This window comes from Nocardia sp. NPDC049149, assembly GCF_043197455.1.
GTDB lineage: Bacteria > Actinomycetota > Actinomycetes > Mycobacteriales > Mycobacteriaceae > Nocardia.
The window spans coordinates 586,767-606,581 of sequence record NZ_JBICTD010000004.1; the positions used below are offsets into that span (position 1 = coordinate 586,767).

Annotated in this window: 14 protein-coding genes and 1 pseudogene; 11 read left to right on the forward strand and 4 right to left on the reverse strand. The window is 68.1% G+C overall.

Annotation, left to right across the window (positions count from 1 at the left end; genetic code table 11):
* The first annotated feature begins 362 nt into the window (after positions 1–362).
* From ACGFNJ_RS18375 to ACGFNJ_RS18385, 3 genes are all read left to right on the forward strand, one after another.
* Positions 363–1,127, forward strand: a complete 765-nt coding sequence (locus tag ACGFNJ_RS18375) for a class I SAM-dependent methyltransferase (protein ID WP_393448973.1) — start codon at positions 363–365, stop codon at positions 1,125–1,127.
* A gap of 695 nt (positions 1,128–1,822) precedes the next feature.
* Positions 1,823–2,869 (forward strand): MBL fold metallo-hydrolase, encoded by a 1,047-nt coding sequence (locus ACGFNJ_RS18380; protein ID WP_393448976.1) that lies wholly within the window; start codon positions 1,823–1,825, stop codon positions 2,867–2,869.
* 206 nt (positions 2,870–3,075) lie between these two features.
* A complete protein-coding gene (locus tag ACGFNJ_RS18385; RefSeq protein ID WP_393448979.1) occupies positions 3,076–3,375 on the forward strand; it encodes a hypothetical protein in 300 nt (99 codons plus the stop codon).
* Between the two features lie 117 nt (positions 3,376–3,492).
* Here the strand turns inward: ACGFNJ_RS18385 and fadD11 are convergent, their stop codons facing one another.
* Positions 3,493–5,313: a fatty acid--CoA ligase FadD11 gene (gene fadD11, locus ACGFNJ_RS18390; RefSeq protein WP_393448982.1), complete on the reverse strand. Its 1,821-nt coding sequence runs from the start codon at positions 5,311–5,313 to the stop codon at positions 3,493–3,495.
* Between the two features lie 337 nt (positions 5,314–5,650).
* Between fadD11 and ACGFNJ_RS18395 the strand changes: the two are divergent.
* Positions 5,651–6,166, forward strand: a pseudogene (locus ACGFNJ_RS18395) (heavy-metal-associated domain-containing protein); the annotation flags it as partial.
* 291 nt (positions 6,167–6,457) lie between these two features.
* Here ACGFNJ_RS18395 and ACGFNJ_RS18400 read toward each other — a convergent pair.
* Positions 6,458–7,006: a hypothetical protein gene (locus ACGFNJ_RS18400; RefSeq protein ID WP_393450066.1), complete on the reverse strand. Its 549-nt coding sequence runs from the start codon at positions 7,004–7,006 to the stop codon at positions 6,458–6,460.
* On the opposite strand from ACGFNJ_RS18400, the gene ACGFNJ_RS18405 reads away from it, so the two are divergent.
* Together ACGFNJ_RS18405 and ACGFNJ_RS18410 are read left to right on the forward strand one after the other, a co-directional pair.
* Positions 6,887–9,130 carry a copper-translocating P-type ATPase gene (locus ACGFNJ_RS18405; protein WP_393450036.1) on the forward strand — a complete coding sequence of 748 codons (2,244 nt, stop codon included), beginning with the start codon at positions 6,887–6,889 and terminating at the stop codon, positions 9,128–9,130. The genes ACGFNJ_RS18400 and ACGFNJ_RS18405 overlap by 120 nt on opposite strands.
* Before the next feature lie 383 nt (positions 9,131–9,513).
* Positions 9,514–10,218: a dienelactone hydrolase family protein gene (locus tag ACGFNJ_RS18410; RefSeq protein ID WP_393448985.1), complete on the forward strand. Its 705-nt coding sequence runs from the start codon at positions 9,514–9,516 to the stop codon at positions 10,216–10,218.
* A 326-nt stretch (positions 10,219–10,544) separates the two neighbouring features.
* Here the strand turns inward: ACGFNJ_RS18410 and ACGFNJ_RS18415 are convergent, their stop codons facing one another.
* Positions 10,545–11,327, reverse strand: a complete 783-nt coding sequence (locus tag ACGFNJ_RS18415) for a crotonase/enoyl-CoA hydratase family protein (protein ID WP_393448988.1) — start codon at positions 11,325–11,327, stop codon at positions 10,545–10,547.
* Between the two features lie 177 nt (positions 11,328–11,504).
* On the opposite strand from ACGFNJ_RS18415, the gene ACGFNJ_RS18420 reads away from it, so the two are divergent.
* Both ACGFNJ_RS18420 and ACGFNJ_RS18425 read left to right on the forward strand, forming a co-directional pair.
* Positions 11,505–12,656 (forward strand): AI-2E family transporter, encoded by a 1,152-nt coding sequence (locus ACGFNJ_RS18420; RefSeq protein WP_393450039.1) that lies wholly within the window; start codon positions 11,505–11,507, stop codon positions 12,654–12,656.
* A 166-nt stretch (positions 12,657–12,822) separates the two neighbouring features.
* Complete coding sequence (locus tag ACGFNJ_RS18425) at positions 12,823–13,398, forward strand: TetR/AcrR family transcriptional regulator (protein ID WP_393448991.1); 576 nt, start codon at positions 12,823–12,825, stop codon at positions 13,396–13,398.
* On the opposite strand, the gene ACGFNJ_RS18430 is transcribed toward ACGFNJ_RS18425, so the two are convergent.
* Positions 13,374–15,230: a Na+/H+ antiporter gene (locus ACGFNJ_RS18430; protein ID WP_393448994.1), complete on the reverse strand. Its 1,857-nt coding sequence runs from the start codon at positions 15,228–15,230 to the stop codon at positions 13,374–13,376. The genes ACGFNJ_RS18425 and ACGFNJ_RS18430 overlap by 25 nt on opposite strands.
* A gap of 125 nt (positions 15,231–15,355) precedes the next feature.
* Here ACGFNJ_RS18430 and ACGFNJ_RS18435 point away from each other — a divergent pair, with 125 nt between their 5' ends.
* The 3 genes from ACGFNJ_RS18435 (at position 15,356) to ACGFNJ_RS18445 (ending at position 19,726) form a co-directional block, all read left to right on the forward strand.
* Positions 15,356–16,258, forward strand: coding sequence for an alpha/beta fold hydrolase (locus ACGFNJ_RS18435; RefSeq protein ID WP_393448997.1), 903 nt, complete (start codon positions 15,356–15,358; stop codon positions 16,256–16,258).
* Between the two features lie 328 nt (positions 16,259–16,586).
* Positions 16,587–17,210, forward strand: a complete 624-nt coding sequence (locus ACGFNJ_RS18440) for a TetR/AcrR family transcriptional regulator (protein WP_393449000.1) — start codon at positions 16,587–16,589, stop codon at positions 17,208–17,210.
* A gap of 272 nt (positions 17,211–17,482) precedes the next feature.
* A complete protein-coding gene (locus ACGFNJ_RS18445) occupies positions 17,483–19,726 on the forward strand; it encodes a molybdopterin-dependent oxidoreductase (protein ID WP_393449003.1) in 2,244 nt (747 codons plus the stop codon).
* Positions 19,727–19,815 lie beyond the last annotated feature (89 nt).

Below are 19,815 nucleotides of genomic sequence, written 5' to 3' on the forward strand. Positions count from 1 at the left end.
GTTAGCGCGGGTCCCCGGCTCCTGACCAGCTTCGGGCCCTAGCGGGCCCCGCGATTCAAGGGCTCCCGGATCAACGGCTCCGGGGTGCGGCGGGCGTGACTGCGGCTGGGCTGGGCTTGGCCGGTGGCGGCTCCCGTGGTGGGGGCACCTGCCCCGGCGGCTGGTCTCTGGCCCTTGGCCGCGGGGTTCGCGATCGAATTGCGTTGGCAGGTTGTGGTTGTGAGATCGGCGACAGGTGATTCTGGCGAAGGACGGGTCGGTTGTACCGTGAAAGTGGCTGGGCGAGAACGTGGTTGGTGCGGGCTGGCTCGCTGTCTGCAACGGTGCTGAAGCCCGCGAGGCGGGCGGGGTGAGGGGGCGCGGTGATCAACCCGTTCGATGCCGAAGTGATCGCGCGACGCTATGTGCGCGGGCGGCTCTACTATCACTCGCAAGCCTTGCGAATCGCGTTGCGGCAGTTGCGGATCGATCGAGTAGGCGTCGCGGTGGACATCGCTTGTGGTACCGGCCTGTCCACCAGGGCGGTCCTCGACGTCGCCGATCGCGTGGTGGCGTGCGATGCCTCGGCGGCGATGGTGCACGCCGCCGAACGACATCCACGCGCGCAGTTCATCACGGCCACCGCAGAGCAGATCCCGGTACGTGACGCGGCAGCCGACCTGGCGACGGTCGCCGCCGCATTTCACTGGTTCGATCAACCGAAGGTGCTTTCCGAGCTCGCCCGCGTCCTGCGCCCCGGCGGCGGACTGGTCGTCTACAGCGACTACTTCGACGGTCACCTGCTGCACCGACCCGAATTCGCGGACTGGTTCCGCAGCGAATACACATCTCGCTATCCCTCGGTGCGCCGCGGACCGCATTTCGATCCCGAAGCCGCCACGACGGCTGGATTCGGCCCGACCACCCGCGCCGACCAGCAATGGCACGTACCGTTGACCAGCGAGGCGATGGCCGCCTACCTCGTAAGCCAGAGCAACATGGTCGCCGCCACCGACGACCACGTCGATCCCCATCGCGCCATGACCGCCGAGATCGCCCCGTTCTTCCCCGAGAACACCCCCGCCACAGCCGTATTCACCTTGCGTGTCTGCACCACGCACCTCCGCGTCCCACCTGATCGGAGCTAACGTGGCTGACGCCCGCCACAAATGGACCTCTGTGATGCCGCCCGTCAACTCCCCGTCCGCCGAGGGGGACATGGTCGAGGCGACTCGCCGTTGACACCTCGATGATGTCCCGTTCGATGGTGTGGTGGCGGTCGAACGGGACGTGGAGGCGTTTGGCTTTGCGGTGATCTGCCGGTCGACGAGGCGACAGCTGTCGAAGCCTCCATGATGTCTCGTTCGATGGTGTGCTTGTGGTCGAACGGGGTATGGAGGCGTTTGGCGTTGCGGTGGTGTCTCGTTCGGCGGTGTGTTTGCGGTTGAAGGGGCATGCAGCCTTTGACGCGGGTTCCGGAGGGCTTGGTGTGGGGCGGGTGCCTGCCCGACGTCCCGTTCGGCGGTGCGCGCGGTCGAAGGGGGCATGGCGGCGGCGAAGGCGGGCTCCGAAAGTGTTGGGCGCGGCGGAGGCGGAGGCACTGATCGGCGGACGGTCGGGCGGCGATTGAGCGGTGTGCGGTCGGCGGCTGAGGGGCGCGCGATCGGGCGGCCGATGGGTGAGCGGGCGGCGGGAGTTGGGTTGCGGGCGATCCGGTGGCGGGCAGGTCGAATTGTTTGGCGGTCGGGAAATGGTTGATTGGGGTGGCGTTCCGTGGTGGGGTGCAGGGGTGTGCAACATTCCTGGGCGGGGCTTGATCGGGCGGCGGACGATGTTGGGGGGCGTGTTCGGGGCGGGGGTGTTGTTGGCGGCGGGGCGGTTGGTGGCGTCGGCTGAGGTGTCTGCGCCGCGGACGGTGGCGGCGCGGCAGCGGTTCTTCGGGGCCGAGGCGGTCGATGCGGAAACCGGTGTGGTGCGGGCGGATCGGGTGGTGCTGTCGTGGGTGGGGTGCACGACGTATGCGATGGCGATCGGCGGGTCGGTGTTTCTGCTCGACGCGTGGGTTCCTCGGCTCACCAGCACCGGGTATGTGCCTGCGACGCCGCAGGATCTGGCGGATCTCGCACCGGAGGCGATCTTCATCGGGCATGGGCATTTCGATCATGCCGGCGATGCGGGGCGGATCGCGCAGGCGTCCGGTGCGGTGGTGTACGGGACGGCTGATCACGGCGTGAGTATTCGTGCGCAGGTGAGTGATCCGGGATTTCGGACCGTCGCGCTCGGCGACGCGAATTCGCGGCCGGGGGAGCGGCACGATTTCACTGTGGGCGGGGTCGAGGTGACTGCGGTCAGGCACGTGCATTCCGCGCCGACCGCACCGGAGCGGCCGGGTGGCTCGTCCCCGTTCTTTCCGCTGCCGGAACTCTGTGCGCTGGTGCAGCATCCGCCGACGCTGGCAGGGGTTTTGCAGAGCGTGCCACGCCTGAACGATCCGGAGGGCGGTTCGCTGCTCTACCAGTTCCGGGTGCCTGGGTTTTCGTTGGTGTGGCATGACTCCACGGGCCCGTTGACGGAGAAGGCGCCCGAGGTTTTCGACGTCTTCGCGAGCCTGCCGCCGACCGACCTGCAGATCGGTGCCGTCCAAGGCTTCAACCAGATCACCAACGGTTTGCGCGATCCGCGCCGCTACCTCGAGGCGATCAGCCCGAGCTTGTTCGTTCCCACCCACCACGACAATTGGCTGCCCGGCATCACCGCAGGCGCCGCCAACTACGACCCACCCTTGCTCGACGAACTGGCCCGCATCCCGGCCCCCAGCCGCCCCGAGTTGCGTGCACTGCACGACCCCGCCGACTACATCCGCCCCGACCGCCTGACCTTCCACCTCTGAGGTCGCCCCTGGCCGTGGCGCATTCCTGAGCGCCTGGTGCACATCGGCCTGGGGCCTTGCACTCTGAGGTCCCTCTCGACCGTCGTGGATAACCTGAGTGCTCAGCACACATCGGTCTGGGGCTGCTATTCGCCTTGTTCGGCGGCCCGACCATCCCACGGCCCGCAGGGGCGGCCGGGCTCCCGTTTCTGCGCTACCACGGGGAGGTGAGCGCCGACAGTGACGCGGCGGTCGAGTTCTGCTGCCCGATCGACGATGCCGATATCGCCGACGTCGCCGGCCGTTTCCCGGACATGGCAACGAGCTTCGAACCCACCGTGCGGGAGGCGTTCATTCGCGTGCCCAAGGTCGACATGATGACCGCACTCGGGTTCGAGTCACTGCACCAATGGCTCATCGATCACAACGAACAGGCCACCTGGACGCCGCGGCAGATCTTCCTGCTCGACCCGGCCGCCGCGACTTCCGCCGACATCGTCTACGAGCTGGCCGTGCCGCTGCGCTGACCGGAACGGCGGACCCTGTCGAATTGGCATGCGCGGCATGAGTGCACGGGATGCCGCAATGCATGCACTGCCGAAAGTGATGGGGCGCACGGCAATCCGTTAGTTTGTCCGAAAGGGCTAGCCCGCCGTCGCGGCCTCGGCAGGCGCAACAGGCTCGTGGACTCCTGGCGTGAGATCGGCCGTGTAGAGGCGTTCGATGTCGGGTGCGTACTTCGCGGCAATCGGCTTGCGCCGCAACTTCATCGTGAGCGTGATCTCGTCGCCGCCGGGCTCCCAGAAGGCGGGCAGCACGGTGAAGCGCTTGATCTGTTCCACCCGCGACAGTTTGGTGTTACCTGCCGCGACGCCGCGCGCGATCTCGGCGATCACCCGCGGATCGGCGGCCAGTGTGGCGGCCGAGGCGTCGGACAGACCGTGTTGGGCCGCATAGGGTTCGGCGGTTTCGGCGTCGATGACGATGAGCGCGGTGTTGAACGGCCGCCGGTCGCCGATGGTGGCGATGGAACCGATCAGCGGCGTCGCCGCCTTGATGGCGTTCTCGATGTTGGCCGGGGACATGTTCTTTCCGGCGGCGTTGATGATGAGTTCCTTCTTGCGGTCGACGACGCGCAAGTATCCGTCGGCGTCCTGGGTGAGGATGTCGCCGGTGTGCAGCCAGCCGTCGGTGTCGATGGCTTCGGCCGTCTTGACCGGCTCGTCGCGGTAGGTGCGCATGATCGAGGGTCCGCGCACCAGGAATTCGCCGTCCTCGGCGATGGTGGATTCGAGGCCGGGCAGCAACCGGCCGACGGTGCCGAGGCGGGAGTCGTCCGGTGCGCTGACGCTGCCGACGCAGGTCACTTCGGACATGCCCCACACCTCGCAGATGGGGACGCCGAGCCCGAAGAAGAAACCGAGAGTCTCCGCCGGTATCGGCGCGGCACCCGACATCGCCCACTTCACCTGGTCCAGGCCGAGTTTCGCGCGCAGCTTGGACAGCACGGCGGCGTCGGCCTTGGCCCATTCGGCGGCGAGCTCGTCGTCGATGGGTGTGCCGGCAAGCTGCGCGACGGCCTTGCGGCGTGCGACGCCGAGACCCCATTGCAGGCCGGCGCGGATGGTCTCGTCGGGTTCGTTGGCGGCCGCGAATTCGAGTGCGGCCTTGAACTTTTCCCACACCCGCGGCACCGCGCCCCAGATCGTCGGCCTGGTGTCGACCAGCGCGGCGAGCAGTTGAGCACGGTCGGGGACAACGGTGATCTGGGTGCCGAACACCTCCTGCAGGTACAGCGCGGTGAATCGGTCGGCCATGTGCGCGGTCGGCAGATACGAGGTCTGCCGGTCACCGAATTCGACGGGGAGCACGGAGGTGAAGGCGTGCGCGTCGAAGATCACGTTGGCGTGGGTGAGCTCGACACCTTTCGGATTGCCGGTCGTTCCCGAGGTGTAGCAGAGCGTCACGATATCGTCGGGCTGCACCGCGCGCCAGCTCGCCTCGAAGTCGAAGTCGCTGCGGCCCAATGCTTTCAGTTCTTCGACGCTGATCGTGCCGTCCGGCGCGCCGTCGAGGCTGACGATCGTTTCGATCGGCACTCCGGCCGCGCGGACTCGTTCGACGTATTGCGCCTCGCAGATCACCACTCGGTTGCCCGCGTTGCCGAACACGTAGTTCAGCTGCTCCGGCACCAACGTGTTGTATACCGAGAACGACGTCGCTCCGGTGTGCTGTGCGCCCACTTCGAGCGGATAGAACTCGACCCGGTTCGCCATCATGAGCGCCACGGTGTCGCCGCGGCCGATGCCGAGCGCCGCGAGCCCCGCCGTGATCGCCCGGACTTGGTCGGCGTACTCCCGCCAGGTCAATGCTTGTGCGCCGCCGATCGATCGGACGGCGACCGCGTCCGGATCGATCTTCGCCACCCGCTGGAATGCGGCACAAGACGTAGTCGGTTCGCTCATCGCACAACCCCGTTCCATCCATCGATCTATCTCAGACGGTAAAGGCCACGATCCGACCCGGGGACGTTTCGATTGATTTCCTTCCCCCTCAGCGCAAGTGCGGCAGCGCGCGTCATCCGCCATGCCCCGTCGACCACGATGCGTCGCAGGTGATCCGCGGAGTCGCGCGGGTAAGCGAGCCGTGGGGCGTGCCGCTGCGCAGCGACCACACTCAGCTCGGTGTGCCTGCCATGTAGCGCAAGTGCGGCAGTGCGCGCCATCGGCCATGTCCCGTCGGCCACGATGCGTCGCGTCGTGCGGGATATCACGACGCCGTTGTCGGAGTGTCGCCGCCGTCATGTCCCGGCGGACGGCCGAAGAGTTGACGAGTGGCACATGGTGGAGAGCTGTACTCGCGTTTTGCCGCAGCCATGTGCCACTCGTGCGTGGCGAGGGGGGTGGTGCCACCCGGGTGTGTCGTGGTGTGCGGGGGAGGGCTGGGTTCTGGACGGATGGTCTGCGACTTTGTGCAGTTCGAGGATGTTTGTTAGACACCTACCCCGTAGGGGTATATGGTCAACTGGTTGGTCTGACCGACAGCACGCCTTGGCTCGATGTCCGAGCCGAGCGTCCCGAGCGAGGAGTGAGGTCCGTGAAACACGACAGGGAGCACCGCAATCCGGCGCTACGCCGCACCGCAGTCTTCGACGTGCACGGGCTGCACTGGGCAAGCCAAGCGAATGTCGTCACCGCTGTCCTCCTCCGCCGCCCCGGCGTACTGGAGGTGGCCGCCAACCCGACCGCCCAAACCGCCACCATCACCTACGACCCCGCCCGCACCTCGGTCCCCACCCTGACCGCCTGGATCCGCGACTGCGGCTACCACTGCGCAGGCCGCTCGGTCCCCACCCACCTCTGCGACCCCCTGATCGAACCCGCTACCCCCGACCACTCGAGCCACCTCGACGCGTCCGAGTCACGCGACCCAGCGACGCCGCGCAACGACAAGCCCGGTGAAACGGCCGCAACCGATCACGCGGGACACGCGCCACACGTCGACCCCACAGACAGGCCGGGCCGGCCCACCCAATCCGATATCGCCAACCATGAACGGCGCGAGCCGGGTTCGGCCGCAGAAGCTGGCCCCACCGATGGTGCTTCGCAGTCAGACCTCTCGGCAGCGGGCCATGCGCCCAAACCCGAACCCTCGCGCGCTGAGGGCGGACCGCGGCACACCGATCCCGCAGGCCACGCGCAGCCGACCGGCCATGCGGTCGAGCTCGGGCATGCAGCGCAGCCCGACCATGCGGGCCAGAGTCACGCCGGTGCGGCGACTAGAGGGCCCACCGCCGCAGCGGATTACACCGCTGCGGCGGAGCATGGCGACCACGCGGGCGATATCGGCGACGTAGCCGCGGATGCGGGGCAGACGGTGGTGACGGGCCACGAGGGTTTCGGCCGGCATGCGGCCGCGGCGGACGGCGTTGACCACGCGGGTCATGGTGAGGCCGAAGGTGCGGGTCATGCGGCGGCAGTTCGGCATGGTGGCCATGCGGGCCACGGTGACGGTGTAGCCGAGGACGCGGGTCATGGGATGGCGGGTGGACACGGTGACCCCGCCGGTCATGGTGCGGCTGCGCCTCATTCGGCTGCGGGTGGGCGTGGCGACCATGCGGGTCATGGTGGGGGTGCGGGTCATTCGGCTGCGGGGCACGCCGGGCATGGTGGGGGAGCGGCTCGTTCGGCTGCGGGTGGGCATGGTGACCATGCGGGTCATGGTGGGGGTGCAGGGCATGGTGGTCATGCCGGGCATGGGGGGATGTCGATGGCTGCGATGGCGGCCGATATGCGGAATCGGTTTGTGGTGGCGGCCGTGTTCTCGGTGTTGGTGATGTTGTGGTCGCCGATGGCTACCGACATGTTCGGGGTGCATCTGCCGGTGCCGTTCGGGTTGCGGCAGGACGTTTGGGCGCTGGTGTTGAGTCTGCCGGTGATCTTCTACTCGTCGGCGATCTTCTTCACCGGTGCGGTGGCGGCGTTGCGGGCGCGCACGTTGGACATGATGGTGTTGGTCGCGGTGGGGATCGGGGCGGGCTGGCTGTATTCGCTGGCGATCACGGTGACCGGCGGCGGCGAGGTGTTCTATGAGGCCTCGACGATGTTGGCCACGTTCGTGCTGCTCGGACATTGGTTCGAGATGCGGGCCCGCGGCGGCGCCAACGACGCGATCCGGGCGCTCATCGATCTGGCGCCACCCAAGGCCGAGGTGATTCGCGACGGCGCACCGGTCGAGGTGCCCACCGCCGAGGTGGTGGTCGGCGATCTGCTGCTGGTGCGACCCGGCGCGAAGATCGCGGTCGACGGCGTCGTCGAGGAGGGCGAGAGCGAGGTCGACGAATCGATGGTGACCGGCGAAAGCCTGCCGGTGCACAAAGAATCCGGCGCGACGGTGATCGGTGCGTCGTTGAACGTCAACGGCACGTTGCGCGTTCGCGCCACCAAGGTCGGTGCGGACACTGCTTTGGCGCAGATCGTGGAACTGGTTCAGCAGGCGCAGAATTCGAAGGCGCCGGGACAGCAGCTTGCTGATCGGGCAGCTTTCTGGCTGGTGTTGGCCGCATTGATCGGCGGCGCGTTGACGCTGACCGTCTGGCTGCTTGCCGGTGCCTCGTTCGCCAAGGCCATGCTGTTCGCGATCACGGTCGTGGTGATCACCTGCCCCGACGCGCTCGGCCTCGCCACCCCGACCGCGATCATGGTCGGCACCGGGCTCGGCGCGAAACGCGGTGTGCTGTTCAAGAATGCGCTGGCGTTGGAGTCCGCGGCACGCATCCAGACGGTGGTGCTGGACAAGACCGGCACCCTGACGAAGGGTGAACCGGAGGTCACCGACGTGGTGACCGCCGAAGGTTTCGCCGCCGACGAGGCACTGCGCTTGATTGCCGCGGTCGAACGCGAATCCGAGCACCCCCTCGCCGCCGCCATCGTCCGACACGCGGAAGACGTGGATGCCACTGCCGCGAAGATTGCTCGCGCAGGCGCCACACCCCTGTCCGCGGTGAAGTTCGAGAACGTGCCAGGCCACGGCGCGATCGCCGAGGTCGACGGGCATCGCGTGGTGGTCGGCAACCGCCGCCTGTTCGAGCGCGAGCACATCGATCTGGGATCACTTGCCGCGCACCGCGATCGGCTCGCCGATTCGGGCCACACGGCGGTCCTCGCCGCAATCGACGGCACGGCAGCCGCAGTGATCGCGTTAGCCGACGCGCCCCGCGAGACCTCCGCCGCCGCGGTCGCCGAACTGCACGACCTCGGCATCGAGGTGGTCATGCTGACCGGCGACAACCACGCCACCGCCGTACGCATCGCCGCAGACTTGGGCATCGACACCGTCATCGCCGAGGTGCTGCCCGGTGACAAGGCAGCGAAAATCGCTGAGCTGCAACGCGGTGGCCGCAAGGTGGCGATGGTCGGTGACGGCGTCAACGACGCGCCTGCACTGGCGGGCGCCGATCTCGGCATCGCGATCGGCGCGGGTACCGACGTCGCCATCGAGACCGCGGATCTGGTCTTGATGCGCTCGGACCCGCTCGATGTCCCCACTGCCCTGCGCATCGGCCGCGGCACCTTGCGCAAGATGCACCAGAACCTGGCGTGGGCCGTCGGCTACAACACGATCGCCCTGCCGATCGCCGCAGGCGTGTTCGTCCCTGCCTTCGGCTTCACCTTGCGCCCGGAGATCGCGGCAATGTCGATGTCAGGCTCGAGCATCATCGTCGCCCTGAACGCCTTGTCCCTCAAGCGCCTCCGCCTGCCCTCCGCCGACACCCCCCGCTGAACGCCCCCAGCACCTGCTTCGCCTCGAGGGGGCAGTGGTGGCGGGGGCCTCTCGCGCGATGCCGCCACCAGTGCCTCGTGATCAACCGACCAACTCCAGAACGGGTGCGGATTCACAGTAGGAGTGCGGATTTCGGGCGTTGGCGGGGCTGGCCGCGGTCGCAGGGCACCAGCGATCCCGTTATGTGGGATCGAAGGGGGCGGTTTCGTGCCGAGTGGGAACTGGTGGCGGGGGCTTCGGCCGATGCCGCCACCAGTTCCCAGTGATCAGTCGACCAACTCCGTATGAGTGGTCGTGGCGCCTGGTGGTCGCCGACGGCAGGCGTTGGTTGCTCGACGGACCGGTCTGTACATGTCTGAGACGCTGTCCTACATTCGGTGGCTATGGACACGATTGAGTTGACCGCGCCCGATGGGCGGCTCGAGGCGATCATGGCGCGGCCGTCCGGGGCTGGTCCGTGGCCAGGTGTGGTGGTCATCCACGACGGTGTTGGGTTCAGTGCGGATCTGCGCCGCACGGTGCGGATGCTCACCGACTACGGGTACCTGACGATCGCGCCGAATCTGTTCTCGCGCGGGCGGGTACGTTGCATTCGCACGATCTATCAGGCTCTCGTGCAGACCGGAGAGGGTCCGCCGGTGCGCGATGTGATCGCCGCCCGTGACCGGCTCGTCGCCGACCCCGACTGCACCGGCCGCACCGCGGTCATCGGCTTCTGCATGGGCGGTGGTTTCGCATTGCTGGTCGCGCCCAAGGGCTTCGACGCCTCCGCGCCGTTCTACCCGACGCTCTACGGCGACTACCGCACGCTGCTCGAGGGCGCCTGCCCGGTGGTCGCCAGCTACGCGCAGCGCGACCCGATGCTGATCGGTGCACCACGCAAACTCGACGAGGCGCTGACCGAACACGGCGTCGAGCACGACCTCAAGGTCTATCCAAAGGTCACCCACGCCTTCGCCAACCTGACACCCGCCGACCCGCTGCTGCGCGTCACCGGCCTCGGCTACAACGAGGACGCCACCCGCGACGCCTGGCAGCGCATCTTCGCCTTCTTCGACACCCACCTGTCGGAGCCGCCCAAACCCTGACCGTGCACGGTGTTCGCCTGTCCCGCAGAGGGCGTCGCGAAGCGGGCGGCAAGCTGGAGTAGCCAGGCGAAACGGCGACTGTTGTCATCGCACACCGGTCGGCCCAGAAAGCAGCAGCGCCCGGCAGGCCGGAACCTACCTGCGTGAGCCGATCGAATCCGCACTGCGCTCGGTGCCGGAGCCGCCCAAACCCTGACCGCGCATCGTATCGGCCTGCCCTACAGATAGTTTCGCAGCACCGCGCGGTGGGCCGGTCTTCCATGGAACGCCGGGCGTCGCGGTTTCCGGCCCGTTCGTCTGCGTGCGCTTGACCCCGCCAATGGTGCTCATTCCCCGCGCCATCGCGGCGTGCGTTTCTCGGCGAATGCGCGTGGTCCTTCGACGGCGTCCTTGCTGACGAACACCGGTGTGGCTTCCGCCAAGCTCATCTGCCAGATCGGTGTGTCCCAGTCGGAGCCGAAGTCGTTGACGCGGTGGATGATTCGCTTGGAGGCGCGGACCGACAGCGGTGCGTTGGCGGCGATGGTCTCGGCGAGTTCGAGCGCGCTCGGCAGCACCTGGTCGGCGGGCACGACCCGGTTGACCAGACCCCAGTGCAGCGCCTGGGCGGCATCGATCGGCGTCCCGGTCAACGCCATCTCGAGCGCGATCTTCGGCGGCACGGCACGCGGCAGCCGCAGCAATCCGCCTGCTGCGGCGACCAATCCGCGCTTGACCTCGGGCAGCCCGAGCGAGGCTGCGTCGCTCATCACCGCGAGATCGCTGGCCAGCACGATCTCGGTGCCGCCGCCGAGCGCGAACCCGTTGACGGCGGCGATCAGCGGCTTGTCCACGAAATGCTGGACCAGCCCGGCGAACCCGTATTCCGGGTGCGCCGGATCGTGAATCCCGTTGCCGCGCGCCAATTCTTTGAGGTCGGCGCCGGCGCAGAACGCCCGCCCGGCCCCGGTGATCACCCCGACCCGCAGTGCGGGGTCGGCGGCGAGTTCGTCGAGTGCGGCACCGACCGCGCTCGACAACGCGGCGTTCACCGCGTTCATCGCGTCGGGCCGATTCAGCGTGATGATGGCGATGTGGCCATGGCGTTCCAGGGTTGCGGCGTCGGTCAAGGCGGACCCTCCTTCGTGATCATCCGAACCTACCGGCACAGCACGGCCGCGCGTCGCGGTGTCTCAGTGGCCGAGCCGGCATTCCTCACGAGACCCGCCCCGCGATGCCCGCTCCGCACCCTCCTCCCGTGCGAGACTGGGCGCGTGAGTGGGCCTAACACAGACATTCAGCACGAAATGGGCGACGCCGACAGCACTCCCGCGCCGCAGAACCGCCCCACCCCGCCCGACCGCGGCGACGTGATCGGTTCCGGCATCATCTGGATGGCGAAGTGGGCGCTGTGCATCGTCGCGATCGCAGCGGGCACCTGGGTGCTCGGCACTGTCGTCGGCAGACTGTGGGTGGTGATCCTGCCGGTGGCGCTCGCGGTCGTCGTCGCCACCGTGCTGTGGCCGCCGACGCGATGGCTCACCCGGCGCGGCTTGCCGCCCGCGCTGGCCGCCTCGATCACCGTGGTCGGCTTCATCGCGCTGCTCTCCGGTGTCATCGCGTTGATCGTGCCGTCGGTGGTCGACCAGGCGCCCGAGTTGGCCGACAAGGCGACCGCGGGCGTCAACCAGGTGCGCAACTGGTTGCAGGGCCCGCCGCTGCGCATCCGTGACGAGCAGCTCGATTCGGCGGTCGACGCGATCGTCTCGCGGCTGCAGTCCAGCGCCCAGCAGATCGCGACGGGGGTGTTCAGCGGCGTGAGCGCGGCGACGTCGGCGATCATCACGCTGTTTCTCGTGCTGGTGCTCGCTTTCTTCTTCGTCAAGGACGGCCCGCGCTTGATGCCGTGGATGCACGCGGTGTTCGGCAGCCGCAGCGGCCGCCATGTCGAGGAGGTGGCGCACCGGGTGTGGGACACCCTCGGCGGTTTCATCAGGACCCAGGCACTGGTCAGTTTGATCGATGCGGTGTTCATCGGCGGCGGGCTGGTGATCCTCGGGGTGCCGTTGGCGTTGGTGCTTGCCGTGGTGACGTTCCTCGGCGGGTTCATCCCGATCGTCGGCGCGGTCGTGGCCGGTGCGCTCGCGGTGCTCGTCGCTCTTGTCGGCAATGGTTTCACCACGGCGCTGATCGTGGTCGGCATCGTCATCGCGGTGCAGCAGCTCGAGGGCAATGTGCTGCAGCCGGTGTTGCAGAGTCGGAGCATGAAGTTGCACGCGGTGATCGTGTTGCTCGCCGTCACCGCGGGCGGTTCGCTGTACGGCATTGTCGGCGCGTTCCTCGCTGTTCCGGTCGTGGCGGTCGTGGCGGTCGTGATCCGCTATATCGGCGAGCAGATCGATGTGCTCACTGCGCCGCCGTTGGAGTCGGACGAGGAGATCGAGCCCGCACCGAAGTAGGTCGATTGCCCAGGTGCGCTACATATTTCACGAGGTAACTGCTACCAGCGGTTTCGCTGGACAATGCCGTGGACCTCGTACCGCGCCGACAATCTCGATGGGGTACTGTTCGGTCCTCGCGGCCCCACCCGTCCCCCCATCCGAACGAACAGAACGGCGCCAGCGCATGTCACGAGTGGTCACCAAGGAGCAGTACTTCGACACCGCTCTGGAGGTGCTGGCCGAGTTCGGTTTCAAGGGCCTCAATATCGGCGTGCTGTGCCGGCGGCTCGGCGTCACCAGCGGCTCGTTCTATCACCACTTCGGCAGCTGGCAGGGCTTCGTCGACACGCTGCTGGAGCACTGGGAGAACCGGCAGGTGCTGATCCTGCGCACGCTGAAGTTCAACCAGGGCAACCCCGATGACGACATCCGCGCCATGTCCGATCTGGCCGTCGGCCTGCACCACGCCGCGGAGGCCGCGATCCGCGCATGGGCCGCCAACGACGAATCGGTGAACCTGGCGCTCAAGCGGGTCGACGAATCCCGCAGGCGCACTGTGCACAAGGCGATCATGGGTGTCGTCGCCAACGAGGAGACCGCCGAGGTGGTGACCTCGCTGGGCATGGCGATGCTGATCGGCTACCAGCAGATCGCGGCGGGCGGGGAAAACCTGTCCCTGGACCGGTTGCTCACCGAGTATGCGCGCCTGATCTATTCGCACGCCCCCCGCACCACTCAGCCGAGCAGCTCGTCCACATAGCACCAGCGCCACGCCTCGCCCGGCTCGACGCTGCGCATCACCGGATGCTCGGTGCTCTGGTAATGCTTGGTGGCGTGGTTGCCGACCGAGGAGTCGCAGCACGCGATGTGCCCGCAGGACAGGCACATTCGCAGGTGCACCCACGTCATGCCCTCGGCCAGGCATTCGGCGCACTCGCCGGGTTCGACGGGTTCGAGCACCAGCGGCGCGGCCTGCAGGTGCGCGCAGTTCTCCGCCGCGAGCGGTCCGGCCAGGGTCTCGACGCGGTCGTCGTCGGCCTCGTCGAAGCGGTCGATCATCGATTCCTCGAGGTCGAGCCTGGCCAGCACGTGCTGCAGGATCTCGTAGTCGACCGTCCCCGAATCACGAACGCGCAGCACGGTTTCGCGTTCAGCTGTCAGCATCTGTAGTCGCAGCCTGCGGTATTCGGCGGTCGGCGTCGCCTGCTCGGCTTCGGCCCGCCCGAGCCGCTCCCAGGCGGCATTGGCTTTCCAGGACACGCGATCCCGCAGCTGCTGCACCACCCCCGGCGGCGTATCCGGCCTGATTTCTTCGTCGAGCGCGGCGAGCCCGGCGGTGGCGGCCTGCTGCAGCAGGCTCGCTTTGCGCAGCGCGTCCTCGGCACGGCTCGGCCCACGCAGATCCAGCAGCCGCACCAGCCACGGCAGTGAAGTGCCTTGCAGCAGTAGCGTTCCCGCAACCACCACCAACGCGAGCAACTTCAACACCGGCAGCTGCGGGGTGTCCGCGGGCAGCAACAGCACCGCGGCGAGGGTGACGACGCCACGCATGCCCGCCCACGACACCACCGTCGAATGCCGCAACGGCACCGCGGTGTGGTGCCCGATCTTGCGATACAGCAACGACCACGGGAAGATCCACAGCGGCCGCGCCACCATCACCGCGAGCAGCACCGCGACCGCGCTGATCACCAGCGTCGTGTGATCGAGCCCGCTGCGCCACGCACCCTCGAGGATGCCACGCACCTGCAACCCGATGATCACGAACACCGAGCTCTCCAGAATGAACTGGATGGTGCGCCAATTGGTGCGCTCGGCGATGCGCGAGGCCGCGCTCTGCCACACCGGCGCCCCGTGCCCGAGGATCATGCCGCAGGTGACCACCGCGATCACCCCGGAGGCGTGGATGCCCTCGGCGGGCAGGTACGCAGCGAACGGTGCGAGGAACGACAGCGTCGTGTCGAGCACCGGGTCGGTGATCCGGCGGCGCAGCAGCGCAAGCAGATACGCGACGACCACGCCCACCGCCGCGCCGCCGCCAGCGGCGAGCAGGAAATCCCCGCCTGCCGTCCACACCGACACCGCACCGGCCGAGGCCGCGATCGCCGTGCGCAACGCCACCAGCGCGGTCGCGTCGTTGAAGAGCGATTCGTCCTCGAGAATCGTGACGATCTGCCGCGGCATCCCGATCCGGCGCGCGACCGCCGTCGCGGCCACCGCGTCCGGCGGCGCCACCACCGCACCCAGGGCGACCGCGACCGCGAACGGCACCGGAAGCAACCACCAGACCACCGTCGCGACAAGGAATGTCGTGAACAACACCAACCCCACCGACAACGAGGCGATGGTGCGCACGTTCGCCCGGAAGTCCACCAGCGAGGTCCGGATGGCCGCGGTGTAGAGCAGCGGCGGCAGCAGCCCGAGCAGGATGATCTCCGGGTCGGGATGGATCGCGGGCACGAACGGCAGATACGACGCCGCCACTCCGGCCAGGGTCAGCACCAGCGGTTCGGACACCCCGAACCGGCGGGCGAGCGCCGCCAACGCTGCCGCTGAGGCAACGAGAACCACCAAGCCGATCGCGACATGCACCGTCGCATTCTCGCAGAGCGTCCCGCTGGCGAACTCGCGCGCGGTACATGACGTGTCCGCTGTCGACGGATTTCCTGTGAAAGCGGGGTCGAGGGTCCATGCTTGTCGGCGACAAGGAGGTAGGCATGGAGGAGTTCGCGTCCTGGCGGGCGCATGGCAGGCGGTTCACCCACCGCGGCCATCAGATCTTCTGGCGAGACGGCGGGGACGGTCCCGACGGCACACTGCTCTGCATCCACGGGTTCCCGACCGCGTCCTGGGATTGGCATGCGGTGTGGCCCGGCCTGTGCGAGCGGTTCGCCAGGGTGATCGCACCGGACATGATCGGCTTCGGGTGGTCGGCGAAGCCGCTGAACTACCAGTATTCGATCGCCGATCAGGCCGATATGCACGAGAACCTGTTGCGTGCGCAGGGGATCAGCCGGTTCCACATCCTGGCGCACGACTACGGAGACACGGTCACGCAGGAGTTGCTCGCGCGCGACGGTGAGCGTCGGGTCGCCGGTGACGAGTCGTTGGTGATCGAATCGGTGTGTCTGCTCAACGGCGGCTTGTTCCCCGAGACGCACCGCGCTCGGCCGGTGCAGAAGTTGCTGGCCAGTCCGCTGGGCCCGCTGCTCGGGCTCGTCGGCACCGAGCGCGCGTTCACCAGTAGCTTGGCGGCGATCTTCGGTCCCGACACCAAGCCGAGCGAGGAAGAGCTGCACCAGTTCTGGATCCTGTGGTGCAGCAAACGCGGGAAGCGTAACGGGCACAAGCTGATTCGCTACATGGCCGATCGTCGTCAGCATCGTGAGCGGTGGGTCGGCGCGCTGCGTGACGCGCCGGTCCCGACTCGGCTGATCGACGGCTTGCTCGATCCGGTGTCCGGGGCGCACATGGTTCGCCGCTATCGCGAACTGATTCCCGAGCCCGACGTGGTGGAGCTGGCGAAGGTCGGCCACTATCCGCAGGTGGAAGCCCCGAAGGACGTCCTCGCGGCGTTCCTGGACTTCCACGCCACCCGGGTCGCTCACCGCGCGAGTTGAACCTGGTCGACGGGACATGCGGATGGCCTCGATGTCCCGTCGATCGGGGCGGGGGGTACGTGGGGGCGTTCGGCCCACGGTTCGAGGTCGTGTGTGTCGCCCACTTGGTCTGAAGCGGTGTGTGTTGCCCACTGCGCGGGCTGACTCTGATCGACGGGGCATCCGGACTGCGGCCGTCCTCTGTCGATTCGACGGGTGTGTCGAGCGTGGTCGTCTTCCGTCGATCTGCTGTCCGGTGAGAAGTCGGGACGCGCACCGACGCCGCGCTGACCGGTGCGAATCGACCCATGCCGCGTCACGTTTATGGGGTATCCCATAACATGGCGGTATGACGACTCGACGAACCCGTGGTGATGGATCTGTGCGGCCGCGCACCGGAGACGCGCGACGGCGGATGGTCGAGGGCGCGATCGAGTCGCTGCGCAGCCACGGCGCCAGCGCAACCAGCGTCGATCGGGTGCTCGCCAGCACGGGTGCACCGCGCGGCTCGGTGTATCACCATTTCCCCGGCGGGCGCACCGAGCTCATCAATGATGCGATCGCCGCGGCGGGCTCGTTCATGAGCACCTTCATCGAGCAGCTCACCCGCGAGCACGATCCGCTGACCGCGCTCGACGAATTCGCCACGTTCTGGCGCCGCACCTTGCTCGACAGCGATTTCCGGTCCGGCTGCCCGGTGTTCGCGGTCGCCGTCGAAACCAATGACGACACACCGGAATTCGCGCATGCCGCCGCGGAGATCTTCGCCCGCTGGCACCGCGCGCTCGCCGAGATGCTCGTTCGCGAGAACGTCGCGCAGGCCAGGGCGAACCGTCTGGCCACGCTCACGGTCGCGTCGTTCGAGGGCGCGATCGCCCTGGCTCGCGCTCAGCACGACATCACCCCGCTCGAGGATGTTGTCGACGAGCTTCGCGGCCTGCTCGGGGCCGTCGTTCCCGCATCCCGAGACTGATCGGCATTCTCCAGGTTGTCGACGAGCTTCACGGCCTGCTCAGCGGCGTCCTTCCCGCACCCCGAGCCTGATCGGCATTCTCCAGCAGGGTGCCGCTTGACACGCCTATTATGGTGTAGGCCATAGTCAAGAACGGGTCCGGGTTCGACTGAGGCGAGAGCGTTCTCGTGCCGGCCGTTGCCATGCGCATCGAAGGAGCCGCTGATGTCCACAGATCTGCCGACGAGGAGCCGCGCGCTCGCACGCACCGACCTGGGCCAGCAGGTGGCTCGATGACCGCGGTACAGGGGGAGTGGCACAAGACCGCGTGCATCCTCTGCGAGAACAACTGCGGCCTGCTGATCCAACTCGAGGACCGCCGCTTCGCCAAGATCCGCGGCGACAAGGAGCACGTCGCCTCCGCCGGCTACACTTGCAACAAGGCGCTGCGCCTCGACCACTACCAGAACGGCGGCGCCCGCCTCACCGCACCGCTGCGCCGCGAAGCCGACGGCAGCTTCACCGAAATAGACTGGGATACCGCCATTTCCGAGGTCGCCGCACGCCTCACCGCGGTTCGGGACCAACACGGCGGCGACAAGATCTTCTACTATGGCGGCGGCGGACAAGGCAATCACCTGGGCGGCGCCTACAGCACCGCCCTGCGTCGCGCCCTCGGCGCCCGCTACCGCTCCAGCGCGCTGGCGCAGGAGAAGACCGGCGAAGGCTGGGTCGACGCGCACCTCACCGGCAGCCACACCACCGGCGATTTCGAGCATGCCGAGGTGTCGGTGTTCCTCGGCAAGAACCCATGGCAGTCGCACGGGGTGCCGCGGGCCCGCACGGTGTTGCAGCAGATCGCCAAGGACCCCGCCCGCACCATGATCGTGCTCGACCCGGTGCGCACCGAGACCGCCGACCTGGCCGATATCCACCTGCAGCTGCGCCCAGGCACCGATGCGTGGTGCCTGACCGCGATCCTGGCGGTGCTGGTCCAGGACGACCTCGTCGACCACGCGTTCCTGGCCGAGCACACCAGCGGATCCGAGGCGGTGCTGCACGAGCTGTCCGGCATCGACGTCGCCGCCTACGCCGAAACCGCCGGTGTCCCCGAGGCACTCGTGCGGGCCGCCGCCCAGCGCATCGGCACCGCGGCCAGCGTCGCCACCTACGAGGACCTCGGCGTCCAGCAGAGCCCCAACAGCACCCTGATCTCCTACCTGAACAAGCTGCTCTGGTTGCTCACCGGCAACTTCGCCAAACCCGGTGGCATGCACCCGCATTCGTGGATGGCACCGCTGGCGGGCTACAGCCGTGAGGTCAAACGCACCCCGGTCACCGGCGCGCGCATCCTCGGCGGCATGGTGCCGTGCAATTCGATCGCCGAGGAAATCCTCACCGACCATCCCGCTCGCTTCCGGGCCATGATCGTCGAATCCTCGAATCCCGCACACTCGCTGGCGGATTCGGCCGCCTTTCGGCAGGCGCTCGACGCGCTCGAACTCGTCGTCGTCATCGATGTCGCGATGACCGAGACCGCACGGTATGCCGACTACGTGCTGCCCGCGGCCAGCCAATTCGAGAAGTGGGAAGCCACCTTCTTCAATCTCGAGTTCCCGCACAACACCTTCCACCTGCGTGCCCCCGTGCTCGACCCGTTGCCGGGCACCCTGTCCGAGCCGGAGATGTACGCGCGGCTGCTGCGCGAGCTCGGCGTCGTCGGCAGCGGCAAGCTCGCCGTGCTGCGCACCGCCGCGAAACTCGGTCGCCGCCCGTACAAATGGGCCTTCGCCGCCTTGCTCGCGACCGACAAGTCCTTGGCCGGGGTTGCGCCGTACGTGCTGTACGAAACGCTCGGCCCGACCCTGCCCGACGACGCCCGCGCCGCCGCGGTGCTGTGGGCGCTGGCCCAGCGCATCGCCAAGGTGTACCCGGCGGCCATGCGCCGCGCGGGCCACCGCGACGCCGACGCCCTGTTCGACGCGATCCTCGCCGGGCGCTCCGGTGTCACCTTCACCGTCGACGATTACGCCGACGCCTGGGACTACCTACCGCACCCCGACAAGCGCATCCCCGTGGCGATCACCGAACTCCTGCCCGCGCTACGCGGCCTCGCCGACACCCCGGCCACCCACACGACTACCGAGTTCCCGTTCGTCCTCGCCGCCGGCGAACGCCGATCCTTCACCGCCAACACCATTTTCCGCGACGACACCTGGCGCCGCCGCGACCCCGAAGGCGCGCTGCGCCTCAACCCCGACGACGCGGACCGCCTCGGCCTCAGCACCGGCGACCAGGCCCGCATCACCACCCGCCGCGGCTCGGCGATCGCCGCCGTCGAAATCAACGACCGCATGCAGCCAGGTCACGCCTCGCTGCCCAACGGTCTGGGCCTCGACCTGCCCACCGGCGACACCACCCACCGCACCGGCGTCGCCGCCAACGAACTCACCGACCTCACCTGGCGCGACGCCATCGCAGGCACCCCATGGCACAAACACGTCCCCGCCCGCATCGAGCCCCTCCCGCAGGCCTGAACGCACACCCGAGCAACGGCGCGTACTCACGAATTGGGCGCGCCGCGTGATCCGCTGCCGTGCGCACGAGTCGGGCGCGCCGCGTGATC